This window comes from Lentzea kristufekii, assembly GCF_033949925.1.
Classification (GTDB): Bacteria; Actinomycetota; Actinomycetes; order Mycobacteriales; family Pseudonocardiaceae; genus Lentzea; species Lentzea kristufekii.
The window spans coordinates 332,007-353,300 of record NZ_JAXAVV010000006.1 but is presented as its reverse complement, the minus strand read 5'-3'; the positions used below and the strand labels follow the sequence as shown (position 1 = coordinate 353,300).

General features: G+C 71.8%; 20 protein-coding genes. 11 read left to right on the top strand and 9 right to left on the bottom strand.

The genetic code is table 11. The features are described 5' to 3' along the window. Position 1 precedes the first annotated feature (1 nt). Positions 2 to 334 (top strand): ArsR/SmtB family transcription factor, encoded by a 333-nt coding sequence (locus SK571_RS15495; protein WP_319984764.1) that lies wholly within the window; start codon positions 2 to 4, stop codon positions 332 to 334. Then, on the top strand, positions 331 to 1,929 hold the full coding sequence (locus SK571_RS15490; RefSeq protein WP_319984763.1) for a SulP family inorganic anion transporter: 1,599 nt from the start codon (positions 331 to 333) through the stop codon (positions 1,927 to 1,929). Before SK571_RS15495 ends, SK571_RS15490 begins: the two co-directional genes overlap by 4 nt. Positions 1,930 to 1,932: 3 nt before the next feature. Here the strand turns inward: SK571_RS15490 and SK571_RS15485 are convergent, their stop codons facing one another. Both SK571_RS15485 and SK571_RS15480 read right to left on the bottom strand, forming a co-directional pair. Beyond that, positions 1,933 to 3,102 carry a hypothetical protein gene (locus SK571_RS15485; protein ID WP_319984762.1) on the bottom strand — a complete coding sequence of 390 codons (1,170 nt, stop codon included), beginning with the start codon at positions 3,100 to 3,102 and terminating at the stop codon, positions 1,933 to 1,935. 193 nt (positions 3,103 to 3,295) lie between these two features. Continuing rightward, positions 3,296 to 4,213 carry a LysR family transcriptional regulator gene (locus tag SK571_RS15480; RefSeq protein WP_319984761.1) on the bottom strand — a complete coding sequence of 306 codons (918 nt, stop codon included), beginning with the start codon at positions 4,211 to 4,213 and terminating at the stop codon, positions 3,296 to 3,298. A gap of 106 nt (positions 4,214 to 4,319) precedes the next feature. Here SK571_RS15480 and SK571_RS15475 point away from each other — a divergent pair, with 106 nt between their 5' ends. The 6 genes from SK571_RS15475 to SK571_RS15450 are packed head-to-tail and all read left to right on the top strand — an operon-like array spanning position 4,320 to position 10,246. After that, the gene (locus tag SK571_RS15475) at positions 4,320 to 5,297 is read left to right on the top strand and encodes a fumarylacetoacetate hydrolase family protein (protein WP_319984760.1); all 978 of its coding nucleotides are present in this window, start codon (positions 4,320 to 4,322) and stop codon (positions 5,295 to 5,297) included. Beyond that, positions 5,294 to 6,247 (top strand): cyclase family protein, encoded by a 954-nt coding sequence (locus SK571_RS15470; protein ID WP_319984759.1) that lies wholly within the window; start codon positions 5,294 to 5,296, stop codon positions 6,245 to 6,247. Before SK571_RS15475 ends, SK571_RS15470 begins: the two co-directional genes overlap by 4 nt. A gap of 13 nt (positions 6,248 to 6,260) precedes the next feature. Further along, positions 6,261 to 7,385: an FAD-dependent oxidoreductase gene (locus SK571_RS15465; protein ID WP_319984758.1), complete on the top strand. Its 1,125-nt coding sequence runs from the start codon at positions 6,261 to 6,263 to the stop codon at positions 7,383 to 7,385. Further along, a complete protein-coding gene (locus SK571_RS15460) occupies positions 7,382 to 8,386 on the top strand; it encodes an amidohydrolase family protein (RefSeq protein ID WP_319984757.1) in 1,005 nt (334 codons plus the stop codon). The genes SK571_RS15465 and SK571_RS15460 overlap by 4 nt, the downstream gene beginning before the upstream one ends. Then, a complete protein-coding gene (locus SK571_RS15455) occupies positions 8,383 to 9,321 on the top strand; it encodes a VOC family protein (RefSeq protein ID WP_319984756.1) in 939 nt (312 codons plus the stop codon). The genes SK571_RS15460 and SK571_RS15455 overlap by 4 nt, the downstream gene beginning before the upstream one ends. A 1-nt stretch (position 9,322) precedes the next feature. Continuing rightward, positions 9,323 to 10,246 carry a fumarylacetoacetate hydrolase family protein gene (locus tag SK571_RS15450; RefSeq protein WP_319984755.1) on the top strand — a complete coding sequence of 308 codons (924 nt, stop codon included), beginning with the start codon at positions 9,323 to 9,325 and terminating at the stop codon, positions 10,244 to 10,246. 168 nt (positions 10,247 to 10,414) lie between these two features. Here SK571_RS15450 and SK571_RS15445 read toward each other — a convergent pair whose 3' ends face one another. From SK571_RS15445 to SK571_RS15435, 3 genes are all read right to left on the bottom strand, one after another. After that, the gene (locus SK571_RS15445; RefSeq protein ID WP_319984754.1) at positions 10,415 to 10,621 is read right to left on the bottom strand and encodes a hypothetical protein; all 207 of its coding nucleotides are present in this window, start codon (positions 10,619 to 10,621) and stop codon (positions 10,415 to 10,417) included. Beyond that, complete coding sequence (locus SK571_RS15440; protein ID WP_319984753.1) at positions 10,614 to 11,855, bottom strand: MFS transporter; 1,242 nt, start codon at positions 11,853 to 11,855, stop codon at positions 10,614 to 10,616. The genes SK571_RS15445 and SK571_RS15440 overlap by 8 nt, the downstream gene beginning before the upstream one ends. Positions 11,856 to 11,993: 138 nt before the next feature. Continuing rightward, entirely contained in the window at positions 11,994 to 12,830 is an 837-nt protein-coding gene (locus SK571_RS15435; RefSeq protein WP_319984752.1) for an alpha/beta fold hydrolase, read from the bottom strand. 157 nt (positions 12,831 to 12,987) lie between these two features. Here SK571_RS15435 and SK571_RS15430 point away from each other — a divergent pair, with 157 nt between their 5' ends. After that, the gene (locus tag SK571_RS15430) at positions 12,988 to 13,611 is read left to right on the top strand and encodes a hypothetical protein (protein WP_319984751.1); all 624 of its coding nucleotides are present in this window, start codon (positions 12,988 to 12,990) and stop codon (positions 13,609 to 13,611) included. Positions 13,612 to 13,869: 258 nt separating this feature from the next. Here the strand turns inward: SK571_RS15430 and SK571_RS15425 are convergent, their stop codons facing one another. Both SK571_RS15425 and SK571_RS15420 read right to left on the bottom strand, forming a co-directional pair. After that, positions 13,870 to 16,488 carry a LuxR C-terminal-related transcriptional regulator gene (locus SK571_RS15425; RefSeq protein WP_319984750.1) on the bottom strand — a complete coding sequence of 873 codons (2,619 nt, stop codon included), beginning with the start codon at positions 16,486 to 16,488 and terminating at the stop codon, positions 13,870 to 13,872. Positions 16,489 to 16,542: 54 nt separating this feature from the next. Beyond that, complete coding sequence (locus SK571_RS15420; protein ID WP_319984749.1) at positions 16,543 to 16,779, bottom strand: hypothetical protein; 237 nt, start codon at positions 16,777 to 16,779, stop codon at positions 16,543 to 16,545. A gap of 178 nt (positions 16,780 to 16,957) precedes the next feature. On the opposite strand from SK571_RS15420, the gene SK571_RS15415 reads away from it, so the two are divergent. Continuing rightward, positions 16,958 to 17,974: a hypothetical protein gene (locus SK571_RS15415; protein WP_319984748.1), complete on the top strand. Its 1,017-nt coding sequence runs from the start codon at positions 16,958 to 16,960 to the stop codon at positions 17,972 to 17,974. Next, positions 17,971 to 18,678: a coiled-coil domain-containing protein gene (locus SK571_RS15410; RefSeq protein ID WP_319984747.1), complete on the top strand. Its 708-nt coding sequence runs from the start codon at positions 17,971 to 17,973 to the stop codon at positions 18,676 to 18,678. The genes SK571_RS15415 and SK571_RS15410 overlap by 4 nt, the downstream gene beginning before the upstream one ends. 127 nt (positions 18,679 to 18,805) lie before the next feature. Here the strand turns inward: SK571_RS15410 and SK571_RS15405 are convergent, their stop codons facing one another. Together SK571_RS15405 and SK571_RS15400 are read right to left on the bottom strand one after the other, a co-directional pair. Next, positions 18,806 to 19,291, bottom strand: a complete 486-nt coding sequence (locus SK571_RS15405; protein WP_319984746.1) for a DUF1269 domain-containing protein — start codon at positions 19,289 to 19,291, stop codon at positions 18,806 to 18,808. A gap of 35 nt (positions 19,292 to 19,326) precedes the next feature. After that, positions 19,327 to 21,150: a glycoside hydrolase family 15 protein gene (locus SK571_RS15400; protein ID WP_319984745.1), complete on the bottom strand. Its 1,824-nt coding sequence runs from the start codon at positions 21,148 to 21,150 to the stop codon at positions 19,327 to 19,329. Between the last annotated feature and the right edge of the window lie 144 nt (positions 21,151 to 21,294).

The window sequence follows — 21,294 nt, the reverse complement described above, 5'->3', positions numbered from 1 at the left end:
GGTGCCGGTTCCGCTGTACCAGGCGAAGGCCGAGTTCTTCCGGATGCTCGGCCACCCCGTGCGCATCCGGGTACTGGAACTGTTGCAGGACGGCCCGAAGGCCGTGCGTGACCTGCTCGCCGAGATCGAGGTCGAGGCGTCCAACCTCTCCGCTCAGCTGGCCGTGCTGCGCAGGTCGGGCATCGTGACGGCGACCCGCGAGGGGTCGACGGTGGTGTACGCGCTGGCGGGCGCGGACGTGGCCGATCTCATGAAGGCGGCGAGAAGGATCCTCACCGAGCTGCTGGCCGGGCAGAACGAGTTGCTCGCGCAGTTGCGCGCGGACTCCGCGTGAGAGCGTTCCTGCCGGCGAAGGCGGACTGGTCGGCCGCGACACCGAGGGACGTCGTCGCGGGTCTCACCGTCGCGGTCGTGGCGTTGCCGCTGGCACTCGGATTCGGGGTGGCGTCGGGCCTCGGCGCCGCCGCGGGACTGGCGACCGCGATCGTCGCCGGCACCTTGGCTGCGGTCTTCGGCGGCTCCAGCCTGCAGGTGTCCGGGCCCACCGGCGCGATGACCGTGGTGCTGGTGCCGATCGTCGCGGCGTTCGGCCCGGGCGGTGTGCTGACCGTCGGCCTGCTCGCGGGCGTGCTGCTCCTCGCTCTCGCGGTGGCCGGAGCCGGGCGTTACATGCGGTACGTGCCCGCTCCGGTGGTCGAGGGCTTCACCCTCGGGATCGCCGCGGTCATCGCGCTGCAACAGATCCCCGCGGCACTCGGTGTGCCCACCCCGGACGGGCACAACGTCGTGGTGAACGCCGTCCGCGCGTTCGGGTCCGGCCCCGCTCTGCCCGCCGTCGCCCTCGCGGGCGGAGTCGTCGTGATCATGCTCGTCGGCGCGCGCTGGAAACCGGCGATCCCCTTCTCGCTGCTGGCCGTCGCGGCAGGCACGGCGGTGGCGGAGATCTGGTCGCTTCCCGTGCCCCGAATCGGCACGTTGCCCGCGTTGCTCCCCGCGCCGTCACTGTCCTTTCTGGACTTGGGCACGCTGTGGCCGCTGCTGCCGTCCGCCGTCGCCGTGGCCGCGCTCGCCGCCCTGGAGAGCCTGCTGTCCGCGACGGTCGCCGACGGCATGAGCGTGAACCAGCGGCACGACCCGGACCGGGAGCTCTTCGGTCAGGGCATCGCGAACGTCATCACGCCCCTGTTCGGCGGCGTGCCCGCCACCGCGGCGATCGCGAGGACGGCGGTCAACGTCCGGTCCGGTGCGACCTCGCGGCTGGCGGCCCTCGTGCACGCCCTGACGCTCGCCGTCATCATGCTGGCCGCGGCCCCCGTGGTCGGACGGATCCCGCTGGCCGTGCTGGCCGGCGTTCTGCTCGCCACCGCGGTGCGGATGGTCGAGGTCGGCTCGGTCCGGGTCCTGATGCGCGCGAACCGTTCCGACGCGGTGGTGCTCGCCCTCACCGCGATCGCGACACTGGCACTCGACCTCGTCACCGCCGTGATCGTCGGCCTCGTCGTGGCGGGCGCGCTGGCGCTGCGCGCCGTCGCCAGGTCGGCGCGGATCGACGAGGAACCGCTGGAGCCCGGCGACCACACCCTGGAGGAGCACGAGCTGCTCGCCCAGCACATCGTCGCCTACCGCCTGGACGGACCGCTGTTCTTCGCCGCGGCACACCGCTTCCTGCTGGAGCTCACCGAGATCGCGGCGGTCTCCGTGGTGATCCTGCGCATGTCCCGCGTGTCCACGATGGACGGCACCGGGGTGCTGGTCCTGCGCGACGCCGTCGAGAGGCTGGAGCACAGGGGCGTCACCGTGCTGCTCTCCGGCGTGCGCGAGGAACACCGCCGCCAGCTGGAGACCCACGGGGTGCGCACGTTCGCCAGCACCCCCGAGGCCATCGAGCACGCGCGAAACCACCTGCGCCGCAACGGCACACTGCCCTGACGGTCAGTGGTCGTACATGCGTTCCAGCGCCGCGCGGCGGGTGGTGACGTCGTCCGGATCGTCGCCGAAGACGAGCAGGTGCAGCGTGGTCTGGTTGATCGGGTTGTCGGTGCGGCGGGTGTCGTGGCCGCCGGTGACGAGGAGCCCTCCGCGCAGCAGCGCGGGCCTCAGCGCGGCCAGCAGTGCGGAGACGGGGGCCGAGGTGGTGATCTTCGTGGACTCCGACGGCCGGTCCAGGGCGTCGGGGCGGATGGTGTGCAGCGCCAGCAGCGGGATCGACCCGCTGGTGATGCGGAAGTTGAGGTCGAGCATGACCATCCTGCCGTCCTCGGTCTGCGCGCAGTCGAGGCTGCACATGCCCCGGTAGCCGACGTCGGCGGCGCGCTGGGCGATCGCCAGGCACTCGGTGAGCAGGTCGGCGGGCAGGGGGATGACGAGCCCGAAGCGGCCGCCGGTGTAGATGCCGTCGGCGTCGATGCGCTGGTCGGTCACGGCGAGCAGGCGGGCCTTGCCGTCGGCGGCGACGTAGAGCTGGACGCCCCAGTTGCGGTGGATGTCCAGGTACTCCTCGACGACCACCTCGCTGAGGATGTCGGTGAACGCGGGCAGGTTCACCGGCTCCCCGGCTCGGTGCAGGTAGACGTCCAGGCTGGCGCCGTGCGCGGCGTTGGTGGCGGCTTTGAGGACCCAGGACTTCTCGGCGGGGGTGGCCTGGGCCAGTTCGTCGATGGTGACGATCTGCCGGCGGGCCTGGAAGCGCGGGTCGACGAAGGTGCTGATGCTGGCTTTGTTGTTGAGGTAGCCGACGAGCTCGGCGCTCTTCACGGAGCGTTCGTCCGGGTACAGGCTGGTGGGCTGTGGATACTCCATCGACATCAGCAGGCCGTCGCTGAGCGCTTCGGTCACGCGGGTGGCGAACTCGGCTTCGGTGCGGAACTCACGCGGGTCGGTGCCGACGGGCAGGCCGCCGTCGCGGAGGGCGGCGAGGAGGTTGGGTTCGGTGCCGCCCGCGCTGCTGATGACGGGGGTGTCGGCGGCGATGGCGAGGGGACGGGCGGACAGGACGTCGCGGGTGTTGCGGTGTCTGCTCGACGGCACCGTCGGTTCCTGGGCGGGGCGCGCGCAGACGGCGATGTCAGGGCCGTAGATGTCGGTGAGCGTGCGGGGGGCCAAGATCGGCGTGAGCGCGGAAGCGGTGATGGGAGATCTCCCTCGTGGGGTGGTTCCTGTACCCGGTCATGGGCGTGGAGTGGGGGCGAACTGACCGGGAGCGGTGAAACGCGCCTGGATGAGGCGGCGTCCGCTCCGGGGTGAAGGCGCGCCGCCGGGGTGGTGAACCGCGGGGCAGGCGTAGACGTCAACTGTCTCACGTTTCTCGAGACCTGCCGTCCACGGTTCGACCGACTTTTTCGATCACCTCGCGCAACCACGCATGTCCTGCGTCCTGGGCGTGCACCGGATGCCACCACATGGCCTCCTGGAGCGGCACGGAGGGAAACGGGGAAGGCAGGACGCGGACGCCGGGAGTCGGCAGGAGCTCGACCAGTCGTCTCTGGGCGAGCGCGACGCGCCCGGTGCCGGCGACGAGCATGGGCAGCAGGTGGAACGAGGGGACCGAGATGTCCACGTGCGGGCTGATGCCGAGCATGCTCAGCTGCCGGGTCACGGGTGCGTCGTAGGCGCGTTGGTAGACCGCCCACGGCATGTTCGCGAGCTGGTCCAGGGTCAGCTCGTCGCCGACCTCGGGGTTGTCGTCGGCGACCAGGCAGATCCACTGGTCGCTGAACAGTTCCACCGCGGGGTAGCCGTCGATGACGCCGTGCGGGAGCAGGAGACCGTCCACCGTGCTCAGCAACGTGCCGAGGCTGTCCAGCAACGTCGGGGACGTCTGGTGGAAGGTGAGGTGTACTCCGGGTGCCTCGGCGTGCAGCACGCGGGCCAGGGGGACGCCGAGGACCGTTGCGCCGTAGTCGGAACTGACGAGCGTGAACTCGCGGGTGTCGGTGGCGGGGTCGAACGTGGCCTGGCTGGTGAACACGCGTTCCAGCACGTCGCAGGCGGTGGCGGCGCGGTCGCGGAGAACGGCGCCGAGCGGGGTGAGGCTGTAGTGCGAGCCGGTGCGGGAGAGCAGCGGGTCGTCGAAGTGGCGGCGAAGACGCGCCAGGGCCGCGCTCATGGCCGGCTGCGTCAGGCCGATCCGTTGCCCCGCCCTGGTGACGTTGCGCTCCTCCAGCAGGGCGCGCAGGGCAACGACCAGGTTGAGGTCGAGATTCGACAGGTTCACCGCACCTCCAGTCATCCACGGTGTGGATGGAGAGCATCAAGAACATTCATTTCCGTGATCCTCTGGTGGCGGCCACAGTAGTCCTCACGACACGGGAGGACACCTCATGGCAACACCGCCGCAACCCGTCCGGTTCGCGCTCGGCACCTTCTCCGGGACGGCAGGCCCGTCGTTCCCCGGCCTGGTGGTGGACGACCGCGTGGCCGACCTCGGCCGGGCCCTGGACTGGCGGCCGGCCTCGACGCTCGACGTCCTCGAGCGGTGGCCGGAGGTACTGCCCTCGTTGCGCCGGATGGCGAGCGAGGCACAGGAGTGGCAGCCGCTGGACGAGTTGCGCGTGCACGCGCCGGTCGCGCCGCGACAGGTCTTCCAGTCGGGAGCCAACTACCGGCAGCACGTCATCGACCTCGTGGTCGCGCACCGCCCGGCGGACTCCGCCGAGAGCGAGGAGCAGGCACGGGCGCGCGCCGCCGAGCTGATGGACCGTCGTGCGCGCGAAGACCAGCCGTACGTGTTCATCGGTCTGCCGTCGGCGATCACCGGACCCTACGACGACGTCGTGCTGCCCTCGTGGTGCGAGCAGCCGGACTGGGAGCTGGAGCTGACCGCCGTGATCGGCGCTCCGGCGTACCGCGTGTCGCCGGAAGAAGCGTTGCGCCACGTCGCCGGCTACACGATCGCCAACGACCTCACGGCCCGCGATCTCGTGTTCCGCAAGGACATGCGGGAGATCGGCACCGACTGGCTGCGCTCGAAGAACGCGCCCGGCTTCACCCCGCTCGGCCCGTACGTCGTGCCGGCCGAGTTCGTGCCCGACCCGTCGGACCTGCGGCTGACCCTCAAGCTCAACGGCGGCACCATGCAGAACGAGTCCACAAAGGACATGATCTTCGACGTCGCCCGGATGGTCTCGTACGTCTCGCAGACCACCACGCTGCTGCCCGGCGATCTCGTCCTGACCGGTTCTCCCGCGGGCAACGGCATCCACCACGGGCGGCTGCTGCGCGACGGCGACGTCATGGAGAGCACCATCACCGGGCTGGGCGTCCAGCGCACCCGCTGTGTCGCGCAGGAGCGGGCATGAACCGCGCCGACCCCGAGTCCGCCATCGCCGAGGCGGCCGCGACGTGCTCCAACTGGGGCCGCTGGGGCGATGACGACGTCCTCGGCACGCTGAACTTCCTCACCGAGGACAGGCGCCGCGCGGCCGCCGCGCTGATCCGCAGGGGCGTGAGTTTCTCGCTGTCCCAGCGGTTCGACGTGGACGGCCCGCAGAAGGGCTGGCGTCGCCGCACGAACCCGGTGCACACGATGCTGGACACCGGGACCGACGCGGCCGCGGGGCTGCAGGGCTTCCCGCACGGCATCGGTGGCGCGGACGACGTGATCTCCATGCCGTTGCAGTGCTCGACCCAGTGGGACGGCCTCGGGCACATCTTCGACCACGGCATGGCGTGGAACGGCCGTGACGCCGCCACCACCGTGACGTCCGCGGGTGACCTGGTCACCGGCATCGAGCACATGGCGGCCCACGTCGCCGGGCGCGGCGTGCTGCTCGACGTCGGCCGAGTCGTCGGTGGTGGCGAACTGCCCGACGGCTTCGCCATCACCGAGACCCACCTCGTCACCACCGCCGAGGCGCACGGCGTCGACGTCGGCCCCGGCGACATCGTGCTCGTCCGCACCGGCCAGCTGGCCCGCGCCAGGCGGGACGGCTGGGGCGACTACGCGGGCGGACCGGCGCCGGGACTGTCGTTCACCACCGCGCCGTGGCTGCACCGCACCGAGATCGCCGCGATCGCCACCGACACCTGGGGCTTCGAGGTGCGGCCCAACGAGTTCGACGACGCCTTCCAGCCGCTGCACCAGGTCGTCATCCCGCACATCGGGCTGCTGGTGGGGGAGATGTGGGACCTGGACGCGCTGGCCGAGGACTGCGCCGCCGACGGTGTGCACGAGTTCTGGCTGACCGCCGCGCCGTTGCCGATCACGGGAGCCGTCGGCTCGCCGGTGAACCCCGTCGCCGTGAAGTGACCGAGGAGCCTTGATGACCCGCACCGTGCTCGTCCTCGGCGGTGGCACCGCCGGCAACGCCCTGACCGTCCTGCTGCGCCGCGCGGGACACGCCGTCGACCTGGTGGAGGCCAGACCCGACTGGAACGCCACCGCCGGATCCGGCATCACCCTGCAGGGCAACGCCCTGCGCGTCCTGCGCGAGGTCGGCGTCGTCGAGGAGGTGCTGAGCGACGGGTTCCCGTTCGACGAACTGGGCATCCTCGCCCCGACCGGCGCGGTGCTGACCGTGCAGCCGACCGCCCGCATCGGCGGCGACGACCTGCCCGGCACCCTCGGCATGCAACGCCCGCGTCTGCAGCAGATCCTCATCGACGCCGTCCGCGCGTCCGGTGCCACGGTGCGCCTCGGCCTCACCGCCACCAGCCTCGACCAGGACGGCGACGGGGTGGACGTCGGCTTCAGCGACGGCACGACCGGTCGCTACGACCTCGTCGTCGGCGCGGACGGCCTCAACTCCGCGACCCGCGCCCTGATCGGTGTCGAGGAACGGCCCGTTCCCACCGGCATGGCCATCTGGCGTGCTCCGGTGCCTCGCCCGACCGGCCTCGGCCACACCCAGATGATCTACGGCGGCCGTTGCTTCATCGCCGGTTGCTGCCCGACCGGCCCGGACACCGCCTACGCGTACCTGGTCGAACGCAACCGCGACCGCGACACCATCGACCCGGCGGCCCACGCCGAGGAGATGCTGCGGCTGGCCCAGGGCTACGGCGGGCCGTGGCAGGAGATCCAGGCCGCGCTGACCGACGCGGCGGTGGTCAACTACACCTGGTTCGACCGGCTGCTGGTGGAGGGGTCGTGGCACCGCGGCCGGGTCGTGCTCGTCGGCGACGCCGCGCACGCCTGCCCGCCGACCCTGGCCCAGGGCGCCGCGATGTCGCTGGAGGACGCACTCGTCCTCGCCGAACTCCTGTCCACTGAGGACACTTGGGACGACGCCTTGCTCACCGAGTACCGCGATCGCCGCTATCCACGTGTGCGCGCGGTCGTCGACGCCTCCGTTCAGCTCGGCCAGTGGCTGCTCGACGGCGTGCGCGATGCCGATGTGCCCGGACTGATGGGCCGCACGATGGCGATGCTGGCGCGGCGCCCGTGACCGCCCCGACCGTGGACGTGCACGCCCACGTCCTGCTGCCCGAGGTGGAACGGCTCGTCGCCGACGAGCCCGTGCTGGCCGCCGCCCGTGAGCTCGACGCTCGCCGCAACGGCCCCGACGCGCTGGCCGTCAACGGCCAGATGGTCCGCGACCGGCTCGGGTTGCTGACCGACGTCGCGCAACGACTGTCCGCTATGGACAGTGCGGGGGTGGACGTGCAACTCGTGAGCCCTTCCCCGTCGCACTACCACTACTGGGCGGACCGCGACCTTGCCCGGACGGTGTGGGAAACGGCCAACACCGCGACCGCCCAGCACTGCGCCCACGCGCCGGACCGGCTGCGCGGCCTGGGGCTGGCGCCGCTGCAGCACCCGGACCTGGCGGTGCAGGCCCTCGACCACGCGCTGGGAGAAGGACTGGCAGGGGTGGAGATCGGCAGCCACGCACCCGGCCGCGAGTTGTCCGACCCGGCGTACGAGCCGTTCTGGGACCTGGCCGCCGAGACCGGAGCGGTCGTGTTCCTGCACCCGTTCGGCTGCACCCTGGACGAGCGCCTGGACCGCTGGTACCTGTCCAACAGCGTCGGCCAGCCGGCGGAGAACGCCGTCGCGCTGTCCCACCTGATCTTCTCCGGCGTGCTGGACCGCCACCCGCGGCTGCGGATCGTGGCCGCGCACGGTGGCGGCTACCTGCCCACCCACCTCGGCCGCGCCGACCACGCGTGGCGGGTTCGTCCCGACGCCAGGAACTGCGCGCACCCGCCGAGCCACTACGCCCGGCGGCTGTGGTTCGACTCGCTGGTCCACGACCCCGCGGTGCTGCGTGAACTCGTCCGCGTCGCGGGACCGGACCGGGTGCTGCTCGGCTCGGACTTCCCGTTCGACATGGGCACCGACGACCCGGTCGGCGCCCTGCGCGCCGCCGGCCTGGACCGACCCGGCTTCGACGCCGTCCGCGGTGGCACCGCCGCCGCCCTGCTCACCCTGAAGGAGACCCCGTGACCAGGCGACTGCTCACCCACCTGCGGCACGTCGACCTCGCCGTGCCCGACTACGACAAGCAACGGGAGTTCTACGCCGGCGTCTGGGGCCTGACCGAGGTCGCGAACGACTCGGGCCTGAGCTTCCTCGCCGCGGAGGGCTCGCCCGAGCAGTACGTCGTGCGGCTGCGCAAGGCTGAGGAGAAGCGCCTCGACCTCGTCGCGTTCGGCGCGGAGACCGCGGCCGACGTGGACGCGCTCGCCGACCAGCTCATCGCCGCCGGTGTCACGCTCATCAGCACCCCGGACGAGCTCGGCACGCTCGGTGGCGGCTACGGCTTCCGGTTCTTCGACGTCGACGGCCGCACCGTCGAGGTCTCCGCCGACGTGGAGAACCGGCAGCACCGCCGCGTCGAGGAGAAGGAGGCCATCCCGGTCCGGCTCTCGCACGTGGTGCTGAACTCGCCCGACCTGAACCGGACCAGGGCCTGGTACGAGCAGCACCTGTCGTTCGCGCTGTCGGACACCCTCAGCTCGCCGCACATGGGCGAGGTCATGCACTTCATGCGCATCAACCCGCAGCACCACAGCCTCGCGCTGGCCAAGGGGCCGCACACCGCGCTGCACCACATCTCGTTCGAGCTGCGCGGCGTGGACGAGTACATGCGCGGCACCGGCCGCCTGATGCGCGCCGGAGTGCGCAAGATCTGGGGACCGGGCCGTCACCTGGCGGGCGACAACACGTTCTCCTACTTCCTCGACCCCCACGGCAACACCGTCGAGTACACGACCGAGCTCGAGCTGCTGGACGAGGACACCTGGCACCCCAGCGTGCACGACTTCTCGCAGCCCGAGGTCACCGACCAGTGGGGCACCGCCAACCCGATGAACGAGCTGGTGGCCAAGGAGTCCTTCAACGACCCCGACCGCGGCTGCTTCGTCGCCCCTCCGGTGTGACATGCGGTTCGCCACCTACCTCCACGACGGCCGGCAGCAGGCCGGCGTGCTGGACGACGACGAGCGGCTGCGTCCCATCGGTACTTCGCTGATCGACGTGCTCGGCGACCTGCCGGGCGCCGCTGCCCTCGCCGGTCCGGCGGGGCCGCACGTGTCGGAGGTGCGCCTGCTCGCACCGCTGCGGCCTCCGACCGTTCGCGACTTCGTCACCTTCGAGGAACACGTCGAGGGGATGCGGGCGGGGGCCGGTGTGCCCGAGCAGTGGTACGCCGCGCCCACGTTCTACTTCGGCAACCCCTACGCCGTGATCGGCCCGCACGACGACGTGCCCGTGCCACCCGGCTCGGAGGCGCTCGACTTCGAGCTGGAGGTCGCGGTCGTCATCGGACGCGAAGGCCGCGACCTCACACCGGAGCAGGCCCGCGACCACATCGCCGGGTACACGATCTTCAACGACTGGTCCGCTCGCGACCTGCAGACCGCGGAGATGGCGGTCGGTCTCGGCCCGTGCAAGGGCAAGGACACCGCCACGACGCTCGGCCCCTGGCTCGTCACGCCCGACGAGCTGGAGCACCACCGCGACACCGACGGCCTGCTGCGCCTGGCGTTGACCGCCGAGGTCAACGGCCGGGTGGTGGGCTCCGACCTGCTGTCCAACATGAGCTGGACGTTCGAGGAGATGGTGGCCTACGCCTCGCGGGGCACCGCCGTGCGGCCCGGCGACGTGCTCGGCTCCGGCACCTGCGGCAACGGCGGCTGCCTGGCCGAGCTGTGGGGCAGGGGAGCCGAGCGGAGTTCCCTGCGTCCCGGCGACGTCGTCACCCTCACCGTCGAGGGCATCGGCCGCATCAGCATCACCGTGGTTCCCGGAGCGGAGGTCAGGCCGCTGCCGCGCGCCCGCGACCGGCCCCGGACCAGGCCGTGACCGGCTCACGACGACACGCGTTCCACCAGCTTGGGTTCGAACACCTGGCGCTCGGGGCCGGTGCCTTTCGGCACCGGCCCCGTTCCTACGCGAGTCGCACACGTATCGGGAGCGCTTCCCACGCTCGGCAGAGATGTCTGCGGCGGACAGGAACCGTTCGGTGCGCACCTAGGTCCAGCAGACCGGAATCGTCCTGCGGGACAACGGTGACGCGGTCACCAGGCGGATCATCCCGTTGGGCAGCACCAGGTCGACGTGCGCGCCAGGGGACCAGTCCGGCAGCCGGCGCCCTTCGGGATGGCGCAAGGTCACCGCGGTGACGCCGTGCGCCACCGCGGGCTTCTCCGCCACGACCAGGTCGATCAGGTCACCCATCGGCCAGCACCGGCTTCGCGTCGGTCGACCTCACCGCTCTGGTGACCACGGAGAGCAGGATCGAGAGCGCGCCGATCACCAGGAGCGCGGAGGAGAGACCGCTGATCGCCGCGGACAGGGCCAGAACCACCAGGGGGCACACGAACTGCCCGATGAACAACGCCGCCGTCCACATGCCCGACGCGCGCGGGCGCTGCGCGAAGGTGAGCCGGCCCAGCGCCCAGGTGACCAGCGCGGGCAGCAGCAGGCCGTTCCCGAGGCCGGTGACCGCGGCGCCCACGACGACCAGGGGAGTGCTCGGCGCGAACGCGAGCACGGCCAGACCGATCCCGGACAGCAGGAACGCGAGGGTCACGGTGACCCCGGGGCCCCGGTGTGCCAGCGGGGTGAACAGGAACGCGCCGGCGGCGGTGGCGAGCGAGGCCAGCGCGCTGATCATGCCGATGGTGGCGGAAGAAACGACACCGACACCGCCCAGCACGTACGGCAACTCGACGATCAGCGTGTAGAACACCAGACCTCCCACCAGCGTGACGCCGATGGGCGCCGCCAGCAGCCGCCACGCGAGCGCGACCCTCCCGGCGCGGTCCTGACGGTCGGCGGGCTCCCAGAGGTACCGGATCGCCATCAGCGCGAGGGGCAGACTCGCGGCGTAGAGCCAGAACGGCGTTCTCCAGCCCTGGGCTCCGAGGAGCCCGCCCAACGCGAAGAACAACGTGGCCGCGACGGTCGTGCACACGGTCTGAAGACCGAAGTACCGCTGCCTCTGCCGGCCGTGGAAGTAGTCCGCGAGCAACGTGGTGCAGCACGTCATGATGGCGGCCTCGGCGATCCCGACGAGGACGCGGCTGGCCACGACCAGTTCCAGCGTGGGCAGCCACAGCGGTGCGGTGCCGAAGATCCCGTACGCGACGAGCCCGACGACCAGCAGCCTCTTGCGCCCGGTTCGTTCCACGACCCGGCCCGCGAAGGGAGCGGTCAGCCCGATCATCAGGGCGGGCGCGGTCAGGACGATCGGAGCGAGCGCCGAAGCCCCCGGCGTCGAGGCGAACGCCTCCTGGATCGCCGGCAGCACCGGTGCGAGCAGCACCGACCCGAGCACCGGGAGACAGCTCGCCAGCAGCAGGACAAGAGCTTGGGAACGTCCGGCAGGTCGCTCGTGATCAGTGAGGAGGCTGCCGCCGGGGCGTCTCGCTGACTTCTCGGGACGTGAGGCTTGTTGCGACACAGGCATCTCCGGTGAGGTGCACCTGCCGATCTCCGATGACCGGCAACACTGGCCTCAGTTTTGGTGCGCGGGATCCCGTGCGGAAATCACTAATCCTGACTGCGGGTATCCATCGCGTGGATGGCCGCCCCGGTCACGTGGTGGCTACGCGCGCGTCAGCGTCTGGGCCAGGAACGGCAGGGCGAGCGCGAGGACCTCGTCGGGCGTCTGCACGTGCGGGTAGTGCCCGGCTCCCTCGATGACCGCCAGTTCGCCACGCCCCCGAGGCAGGTCGGCGACGACCTTCTCACCCTCGGCGCGCGGGTCGGCCCAGTCGGGATCGGCGGTGCCCATGACGACCAGGACCGGGCAGGTGACGTTGGCCAGCTGCGCGCCGGCGTCGGCCGGGCTGGTCTTGCACATGGCCTGCAGGACCTTCATGCGGCCGGGTTCGCGCATCTTGGCGTCGATGCGGGCGAGCTCGGCGTCCCAGTCGGCGGGCTTGGCCGGCGTCGCCAGGTCGAGGTAGCGCTTCCAGCTCTCCAGGCTGCCACCGAACATGACCTTCGCGAGCTGCGTGTAACCCGCGCGGAACCGCTTGACGCGCAACAGGCCTCCGAGGTCGAGGGACTGCGCGCGCGTGAACGGCGCGAGCTCGACGACGCCGGTGATCACGTCGGGCGCGGTGGCGGCCGCGATGGTCGCGGCACCGCCGCTGATCGACTGGCCGATGATCACGGCGGGGCCGCCGAGGTGGCGGACGACGGCGACCAGGTCGCCCGCGATGTCGGTGCGGCTGTAGCCGTTCCAGTCCAGGCTCGAGTCACCGCAACCGCGGAGGTCGACGTTCGCGACCCGGTAGCCCTGCGCGGCCAGCGCCGGTGCGAGGAAGCGGTAGGAGTGGCGGCTGTCACCGATGCCGTGCGCCAGCACGACGAGCGGCCCCTGGCCGGTCACGTCGCAGGCGATGGTGCCGCCGTCGATGTTCAGGTACTCGGTCATGCCGTCCTCCGAAACGAAAGCTAACATCCTTAGCCATAAGCTAAGCGCATTAGCCAACGGGTGTCAACGCTGCGGGGCCCGGCCGGGAATGAGCCTGAGATGATCGGGAGCGCGTGACTGCAGGACGGCACCGAAGCCGGGGAAAGGACACCACCGCGTGGAAACGCAAGAACTGCTGTGGCGCTTGACCGACAGGTACGCGCCCGCCCCACCCGCGCGCTCGGTCGCGACCAGACCCACGTGGTTCGACCACGCCGGTGATCTGGTCGTGCTGAACAGCCCGATCACCTGGGAGACCCCGTGGCGCACCGAGGGCGGGTTCGCCCACGACCTGCCGCCGGGCAGCCACCCGGTGCACGTCGGCTCCACCCCGCACACCCCGGACGGCGAGGACCCGGACGCGTCCTGGCTCACCGTCACGCTGGTCGTGATCCCGCTGGCCGAGCCCTCCCGGATCGCGGCGGCGAACTGGGACGTCCCCGGCTACCACGACGTCCACCTGATCGAGGACTACGCCGTGCTGTGGGGTGAGGAAGCGATGCGCGCGTCTCTCCCGCACGACGAGGACGGCACACCCTCCTTCGTCCGTGACGCGCCGAACGAGATCCGGGCCAGAGGCCCGCGGCACCGGCGGGACAACTGGACGAACGTGGTGCTGGACCGGGAAACCGGCGCCAACGCCTTCGTCCTCCCCGTGCACCACGCGGAGTACCTCACCGGCTACGAGATCACCGACGACCGGGACGACCTGATCTGCCTCGTACTGGCGGCGTGCGAGTAGTTCGAGTGCGCGAGCGGCCATGAGTGGCTTCCGCAGCACCGAAGGGCGACATCGGGGGACGGAAACCACTCACGACCGGGCCCTGCACCCGACTGTGCGCAGGCCGAACTGAGCACCGCCGGGGGTGCCTGCTCGAGCGTTCGATGACAGAGCCGGACACGATCGTGTCGGTGGCTCGGGGCGGGGCCGCGGTGTGGCGCGACCGTGCCGATCAAGTGTGGCGAGTGCGGGGACCGCGGTCCAAGGGGCCAATCGAGGTCAGATCAGGCCGAGCCGTCGGGCGGCCAGGACGGCGTCGCGCCGCTGGTTCACGCCCAGCTTCCGGTATATGCCGCGCAGATGCGTCTTCACGGTGTTGACGGAGACGAACAGCGAGTTCGCGATCTCCTCGGTGGTGCGCATGGACGGCAGTTCGATCAGCAGGTCGCGCTCGCGGGTCGTGAGCACGCTCGTCGAGGTCGCCGCGGGCGCGGGCAGGGCCGTCATCGTCGTCGTGGCGAAGCGGTCGAGCCTGCCGAACCGGCCCGCGCCGCGGGCGAGGAGCTCCCGGACGGGCTTGCCCGCGTGGACGAACGGCCGGATCGTGCCGACGGGCTCCGCGGCCGCCAGTGCCCTGGTGAGTGCCTCGTGTGAGCGCCGCTGGTCGCCGGAACGCTCCACCAGCACGGCTTCCAGCAGCCAGGCTTCCACAACGGTGGGTGCGGCGACGACGGCCAGCTCGCCGGACAGCAGGGGTTCCACCAGTTTGCGGGCCTGGTTGAGGCGGGAGTGGTGGGAGTGCAGCACCGCCTGGAGCACCGCCTGCTCTCCACACGGGCCGAACATCGCCTCGACCTGACCGGGCATCGCCGCCGCCCACTGCTCGTCTCCGTTGCGCAGCGCGATGCGTTGCAGCGCCGGTGCCACGTGCGCGACCACCGGTGGTGTCACCTCGCGTCCGGCGGCGTCCTGCCACTGCCGGCGCAGGCTGCCCGTGACGATGCGGGGGTCGCCGGTCGTCGTGAACGACACCGCCGCTTCCAGCGTGCGGACCGCGATCCCGACCACGAGGTCCGGCCGGTCACCCAGCGCCGCCGTCGCGCGGGTGGCCAAGTCGGACGCTCGCGCGTCCTCCATGCGCAGATAGGCGTGCACGCCCAGAATCGAATAGGCGAGTGCGCAGGCGAAGTGCGTCTGCCATCCCTTCCGCTCGGCGAACTCGACCGCCGCCCGCGCCTGCCGCGCTCCCTCCGCGATGTCACCCATCGCGCTGGCCAACGCCGCCAGGTGCACCCGGCAGTCCAGCTCCGCGTGGTCGAACCCCTCCGTCCTGGCGATCGCCGCCGCGCGGATGAGGTCGGTCTCCGCGTCGCGGTGCTCGCCGCGCGACAACGCCGCGACGCCGCGGTCGAGCAGGGCGGCGACGTCCGCGTCCGGCACGCCGCTGAGCCCCGCGGGCGTCCTGGCCATGATCTTGAGCGCCTCGCCGACGTGCGCGTCGGACCGGCTGCGGCGCAGCAACGCCGTGCTGTGCAGCACCCGCACCCGTTCCGGTCGCAGCGCGGGTGACGTGCCGCCGATCCCGGCGAGCACCCGGTCGGCGGCGGCGACGTCACCCGCGTCGAGCGCGACGAGCGCGGCGACCACCCCGACCGCGGGCCGCGCCAGCACGTGGCCGGGCACCGCACCCAGCACGGCGTGCACGTTCAGGCTGCCGGCGTGGAGCGTCTCGCGCAGCACCGAGTGCTCGATGATCCCCGCGGTGAGCTGGTCCTCACCGGCCGCTATCGCGTGCCGCAACGCCTTCACGGGCAGGTCGTGCTCGTGGTGCCAGTGGGCGGCGGAGCGGTGCAGCGATCTCTCCTCGTCCGGGCGGGTGCGGCGGAGCTCGGCGAGGAGTCGCGCCCGCAGCATCGGGTGGCAGCGGTACCACTCCGGCGTGCGGCTGAGCTTGTTCACGAACGCGTTGGCGCTGTCGAGCTGGTCGAGCGCGACGCCGGGGCTCGGGTGCCGGGGTGCGAGCGCGCTCGCGAGGCTCGTGTTCACGGTGTCGCAGACACTGCTCGCGACCAGCAGGTCGTGCGTGCTCGGTGCGTGCGGCGCGAGCACCTCCTCGGTCAGGTACCTGTTCACGATCTCGTCCTGGCCCGCGAACATGAGCAGGTCCGCCGGCCGGGTGCCCGTCGTGCTCATCCGCATCGCCGCGAACTTCAGCCCGCCCGCCCAGCCCTCGGTGCGGCTGAGCAGCGAGGTGACCTCCTCGGGCGGGAGGTGGATGTCGTAGGCGGCGAGCAGTGCCTCGGTCTCGGCGCGGTCGAACGCCAGCTCACCGGGAAGCACCTCGCGCAGCCGTCCCTCCAGGTGCAGCCGGGCGAGGTGCAACGGTGGCGGGAACCGGCCGAGCAGCACGAGCCTGAGCCGGTCCGGTGGCTGCCGTGTGAGCAGGTCGATGGTGGCGAGAGCGTCCGGGTCCCGCAGCTCGTGCACGTTGTCCAGCACGAGACACGCGGGCACGGGCACTTGGTCGAACGCGGCCACGATCGCCGAGGAGAAGCCCGGTTCGGACAACGGGATCGAGTCGAGACGGCCCTGGTCCGGCCAGATTCCGGTGAGCGCGTCCCGCATCGCGACGCGCAACCGCGCGGGCACGCTGTCGTGCTCGTCCAGCGACAGCCACGCGACCCGGTGGGCGCGGCGTCGCGCCCATTCCGCGAGCAACGTGGTCTTGCCGCACCCCGCGGGCCCGGTGACGAGGATGACCGGCGCGGCTGCGACGTGATCGTCCACAATGGACAAGAGTCGCTCCCGTGGCACGAGCGGAACCGCCGAGACGGGAACCCGGAACCTCGGCTGGCCGGTGTCGCGCGCTTCTCGTTCGGACTCCGAACTGTCGGACATGACGATGACTCTCCCCGATGGAATTTCCGTGGATGATCACGTGATCGAACCGCATCACTTCGCCGTGCAGGGGGGCCGGACGGCCCTACTCGGATGGGAGATCAACACGAGTGCCCGTCCCGCTGTCCCGATCAGCCGGGGCAGCAGTGCGGCGGCCGCGAGCACGCCGGTGACCTCGGCCGGAGACGACTTCTCGCACTTGTCGTCGCCGGTGGGGGAGATGATGAACGCGAACAGCACGACGGCCAGCACGATGCGGCGGGATCGGGAACGATCAGGTTGACGGCTCATGGGAGTCCGCACCTCCTTAGAGCTCCGACGCTGCTCGCGGCGCGCGCCGCGGACTTCCCCCGCACGGGGCGGTACCGCGCCGGTGCCGCACAGCGGGTTCATCCGCGCCGGGTGAAGAGGCGGATCACCACCTCCCCGGAATCTGGGCCAGTCCACGACGGGAAGAGGAGTCGCTGCTGTGCCCAAGACCTGCCGACCCGCGCTGCGGGATCTGATCGACGTCGTCCGGCCCGCACGGCCGGTCGCGTCCGTCTACATGGGATCGAGTCCGTCGCGTCCGTGGCGCTCGCGCTGGGTCCGCCTCGCCGACCAGCTGCGCAGTGACGGAGCGGGCGACGAGGTGGTCGGTCCGATCGGCGCCGCGCTGCACCGGGCGCACGCCGCTGACCCGTCTGCCGGAACGCTGGTGGCGTTCGCGGGCTCCGAGGTGCCTCCACGCGTCTTCCACGCACCGGGACTGCGCCATCTGGACCTCGCGTGGTTCAGCTCTCCGGCGCACGTGCTCCCGCTGCTCGCATGGGTGCAGGAACGGCCGCCGTGCGTTGTCGTCGCCGTCGGCCGCGACGCCGCCGAACTGAGCACGGCCGGTGCCGGACGGATGTCGCTGCACTACCGCGGCCACGACTGGCGCGAAGGGGTGCGGTCCGCGGCCGCGGCGGTGGCGGAGACGCTGGTCCGCGAGGATGTCAGGGTGCTGGTCGTGGCGGGGGAGGACGAGGTGGTGGCGGCGCTGTGGGCCGCGCTGCCGGCTCCGGTGCGGCGCGACACCACGGTGCGCTGGGCCGGCACCGACCTGAGCCCGAGCCGGGTCGAGGACGAGGTGCGCGCGGCGGCCCGCACGTGGACCGCGTGCGTGCTGGAGGACTTCCACGACCGCGGCCGGGTCCACCGGCTGGGGGTCGAAGGCGTGGACGACACCCTCCGCGCCCTGGCCGACGGCCGGGTGGACGAGCTGTTCGTCGGTCAGCCGGAGGACGTCACCGCGACCGCCTGGTACGGCCTCGCGCCGACCGACGTGGCTCCCGGCCGGTCCGCGGGGTCCCGCCACCGCTGCGGGCTGCTCGCGGACGTGGCGGTGCGAGCGGCGTTGCTGAGCGGCACGCGGGTGCACGTGGTCAACGCGGGCACCCGGCAGACTCCCGAGGACGGCATCGGGGCGCTGTGCCGCGTGCCGCTGACCCTGGTGCGGCCGTGACCGCGGAGCTGGTGCCGTTGCGCACCGGGTTCGACGTGGCGTGGCTGGGCTTCCGCCGCGACCAGGTGTGGCACTACGTGCACGAGGCGGAGCGCGACATCGAGGCGCTCACCGCGGACCGCGACGCGGCGGAGGCCAGGGCGGAGGCGCTCGCCCGGCACCTGGAGCACGAGCGCCAGGACAACCGCGAGTTGCGGGCACGGCTCGACCGGCTGTGCGCCGTGCCGCTGTCCCCGTACGCGGTCGGTGAACGGCTGCGGCACGTCGTGGAGAGCACGCTCGCCCAGGCGGCCGAGATCATCGACCGGGCCACCGCGATCGAGGACCACGCGTGGGAGTCCGCCCGCCGCACGCACACCGAGCACCGGGAGCTGCTCGCGGGAACCCGTGCGCGGATGGCGCGGATCCTGCGGGAGGGGGAGGCGGGCCGCCGTGCGCTCGACGACGCGGCGGCCCGCCACCGGGCCGGGCTCACCGAGGACTTCGAGCTGGCGCTGGCGTTGCGGCGCAGGCAGACCTGCGAGGACGTGCGGCTGATGGAGGAGACCGCGCGCCGGCGGGCCGACAGCCTGGTGCGGGAGGCGACCCGGCGGGCCGAGGTCATCACCGAGCACCGCGACCACGTCGCGGAGGTGCTGCGGGTCGTGCACTCCCTGCTGGGCGAGGCGGCCGCACAGGTCCGGGTGGCCGATCCGGCCCGGTGAACGCCAGAACCGGCCGGAGCGCGGTGTTTCCGCGCTCCGGCCGGTCCATCGGCAGGCGGGGGTCAGGCCGGCCTCGGCACCCCGACAGTCGCTGCCGGTCCGACCACCGCCGAGATCGTCGTGCGGGTCAGGACGCGAACGTCTCCCGCAGCAGCTCCTCCTGTTCGGTCGTGAGGTTGGTGGTCAGCAGGGTGGCGCCGGTCTCCTTGAACCTGGCGGCCACCCGGTCGACGACGGCGCGCTCGGACATCACGAACAACGCGGACGTGCCGGGCGTGACGGTGTCCCGGACCTCCTTGATGAAGTCGTCGTCGATGCCCGCGCGGGACATCGATCCCGCCAGCGCGCCGACACCGGCGCCGATCGCCGCACCCAGCACGGGTACGAAGAAGATCAGCCCGAACAGCAGCCCCCAGAAGCCGCCACCGAGTGCTCCCGCACCGGTGAGCTTGCCGAGCTCCCTGGTCTTCGGCCGTTTCGCGTCCGGCTCCCAGTACACGTAGGCCGCGTCGCGCACCACGATCAGCTGCTGGTCCTGCAGCCTCGTCAGCTCCTGCAGCGCGCTGTGCGCCCCGTCGGTCGTGTCGAACTTCCACACGGTCAAAGTCGCCATGCCGATCACTGTGGGAGACGCGGGCCGCCGCGTCCTCACCCGTCGCGAGTGAGCTGCTCGTCGAGGGTGACCGCGGCCTCGATGAGGGCCAGGTGGGTGAACGCCTGCGGGAAGTTGCCCAGCTGTTCCCCAGTCACCGCGATCTCCTCGGCGTAGAGCCCGACGTGGTTGCCGTAGGTCAGCATCTTCTCGAACACCAGCCGCGCCTTGCCCGCCTGACCGGACAGCGTCAGCGCGGTCACGTAGTTGAAGGTGCACAACGAGAACGAGCCCTCGGAGCCGCGCAGCCCGTCGGGTGCCGCCTCGGTGTCGTAGCGCCGCACGAGGCTGTCGCTGACCAGCGACTCCATCGCGTCGAGCGCGTCCAGCCAGACCGGGTCGCGGGGCGCGACGAACCCCACCTGTGCCATCCGCAGCAACGACGCGTCGAGGACCTGCGAGCCGTACCGCTGCACGAACGCCCCGGTGCGGTGATCCCAGCCCTGCTCCCACACCTGGCCGTAGATCCGGTCGCGCTGCGCGCGCCACCGCCCCAGCGGCGCGGGTTTGCCCTCGCTCTCGGCGATGCGGATCGCCCGGTCGAACGCGACCCAGCTCATCACCCGCCCGTAGGTGAAGTCCGCGCGGCCGCCCCGCGTCTCCCAGATCCCCTCCTCCGGCTGGTTCCAGTTCTCCGCGAGCCAGTCCAGCAGTTCGACCACCGCGTGCCAGCCGCGGTGCCCGATCCGCACGCCGCGCAGGTGGGCGGCGTGCACGCTGTCCAGCAGCTCGCCGTAGACGTCGAGCTGCAACTGCCCGGCCGCGTCGTTGCCCACCCGCACGGGCGACGACCCCCGATGACCCTCCCAGTGGTCGAGCACGTGCTCGGTGAGGTCGGCCGACCCGTCGACCGCGTACATCACCCGCAACGGTTCACCCTCCACGAACCGCTCGGCGAGCCAGCCGCCGAACGCCTCCGCCTCGTCGGTGAAGCCCAGCCGCAGCAACGCACCGACGGCGAACGAGGCGTCCCTGATCCAGGTGTAGCGGTAGTCCCAGTTCCGTTCGCCGCCGAGCTGTTCGGGCAGTCCCGCCGTCGGAGCGGCGACGATCGCCCCGGTCGGCGCGTAGGTGAGCAGCTTCAGCGTGATGGCCGAACGGTCGACCGCTTCGCGCCACCGGCCCCGGTAGGTGCCGCGTGCGATCCAGTCGTGCCAGAACCGCACGGTGCTCTCGAACAGCGCCTGCGCCTCGGCCGCCGTGACCGCGCGCGGCGGACCGTCCACACCGGACTCCAGCACGATGCCGCGGGTCTGCCCCTCCTCCAGGTGGATGGTGGCGCGCAGGTCGCCGGTGTCGGTGATCTGCCCGGACGCCAGCCGGGCGTCCCCTGGTTCGCGCACGGCGTGCAGCACCACGCCGAACTGGCCGCACGCGAAGACCACGCCGTCGTCGGTGAGGTGCGCGCGGTGCGCCCGGCGGCCGTAGTCGAACCGAGGGGCGACGTCGAGCTCGAAGGTGATCCGGCCGCGGACGCAGCGCACCAGGCGGACGAGCCGGTGCCGTTCGGCCGGGCCCTCGCCCGGCAGCGGCGGCATGAAGTCGACGATCTCCCCGGTGCCGTCCTCGGTCATGAACCGGGTGATCAGCACCGCGGTGTCCGGGAAGTGCAGCTGCTTGCCGTTGCCGGTGAACCCGGCGGGCCGGATGCGGCAGAACCCGCCCCGTTTCCGGTCCAGCAGCGCGGCGAACAGCGAGGGCGAGTCGAAGCGAGGGCAGCAGAACCAGTCCACGGTGCCGTCGGTGGACACCAGCGCGGTGGTCTGGAGGTCACCGATCAGCCCGTGGTCGGCGATCGGGGCGTACGGGGGTGTGGTCATGGTGACGACGCTCGGCCCCGCGCACGGTCGTGGTCTTCACCCGGTGGAGCGGACACGTGCCCCGGCACTCACACGCGGCGGGTGAAGATCCACGCGCCGGCACCGGGGCACGGTGGGCCCGACCAACGCTTCGCGAGACAACGG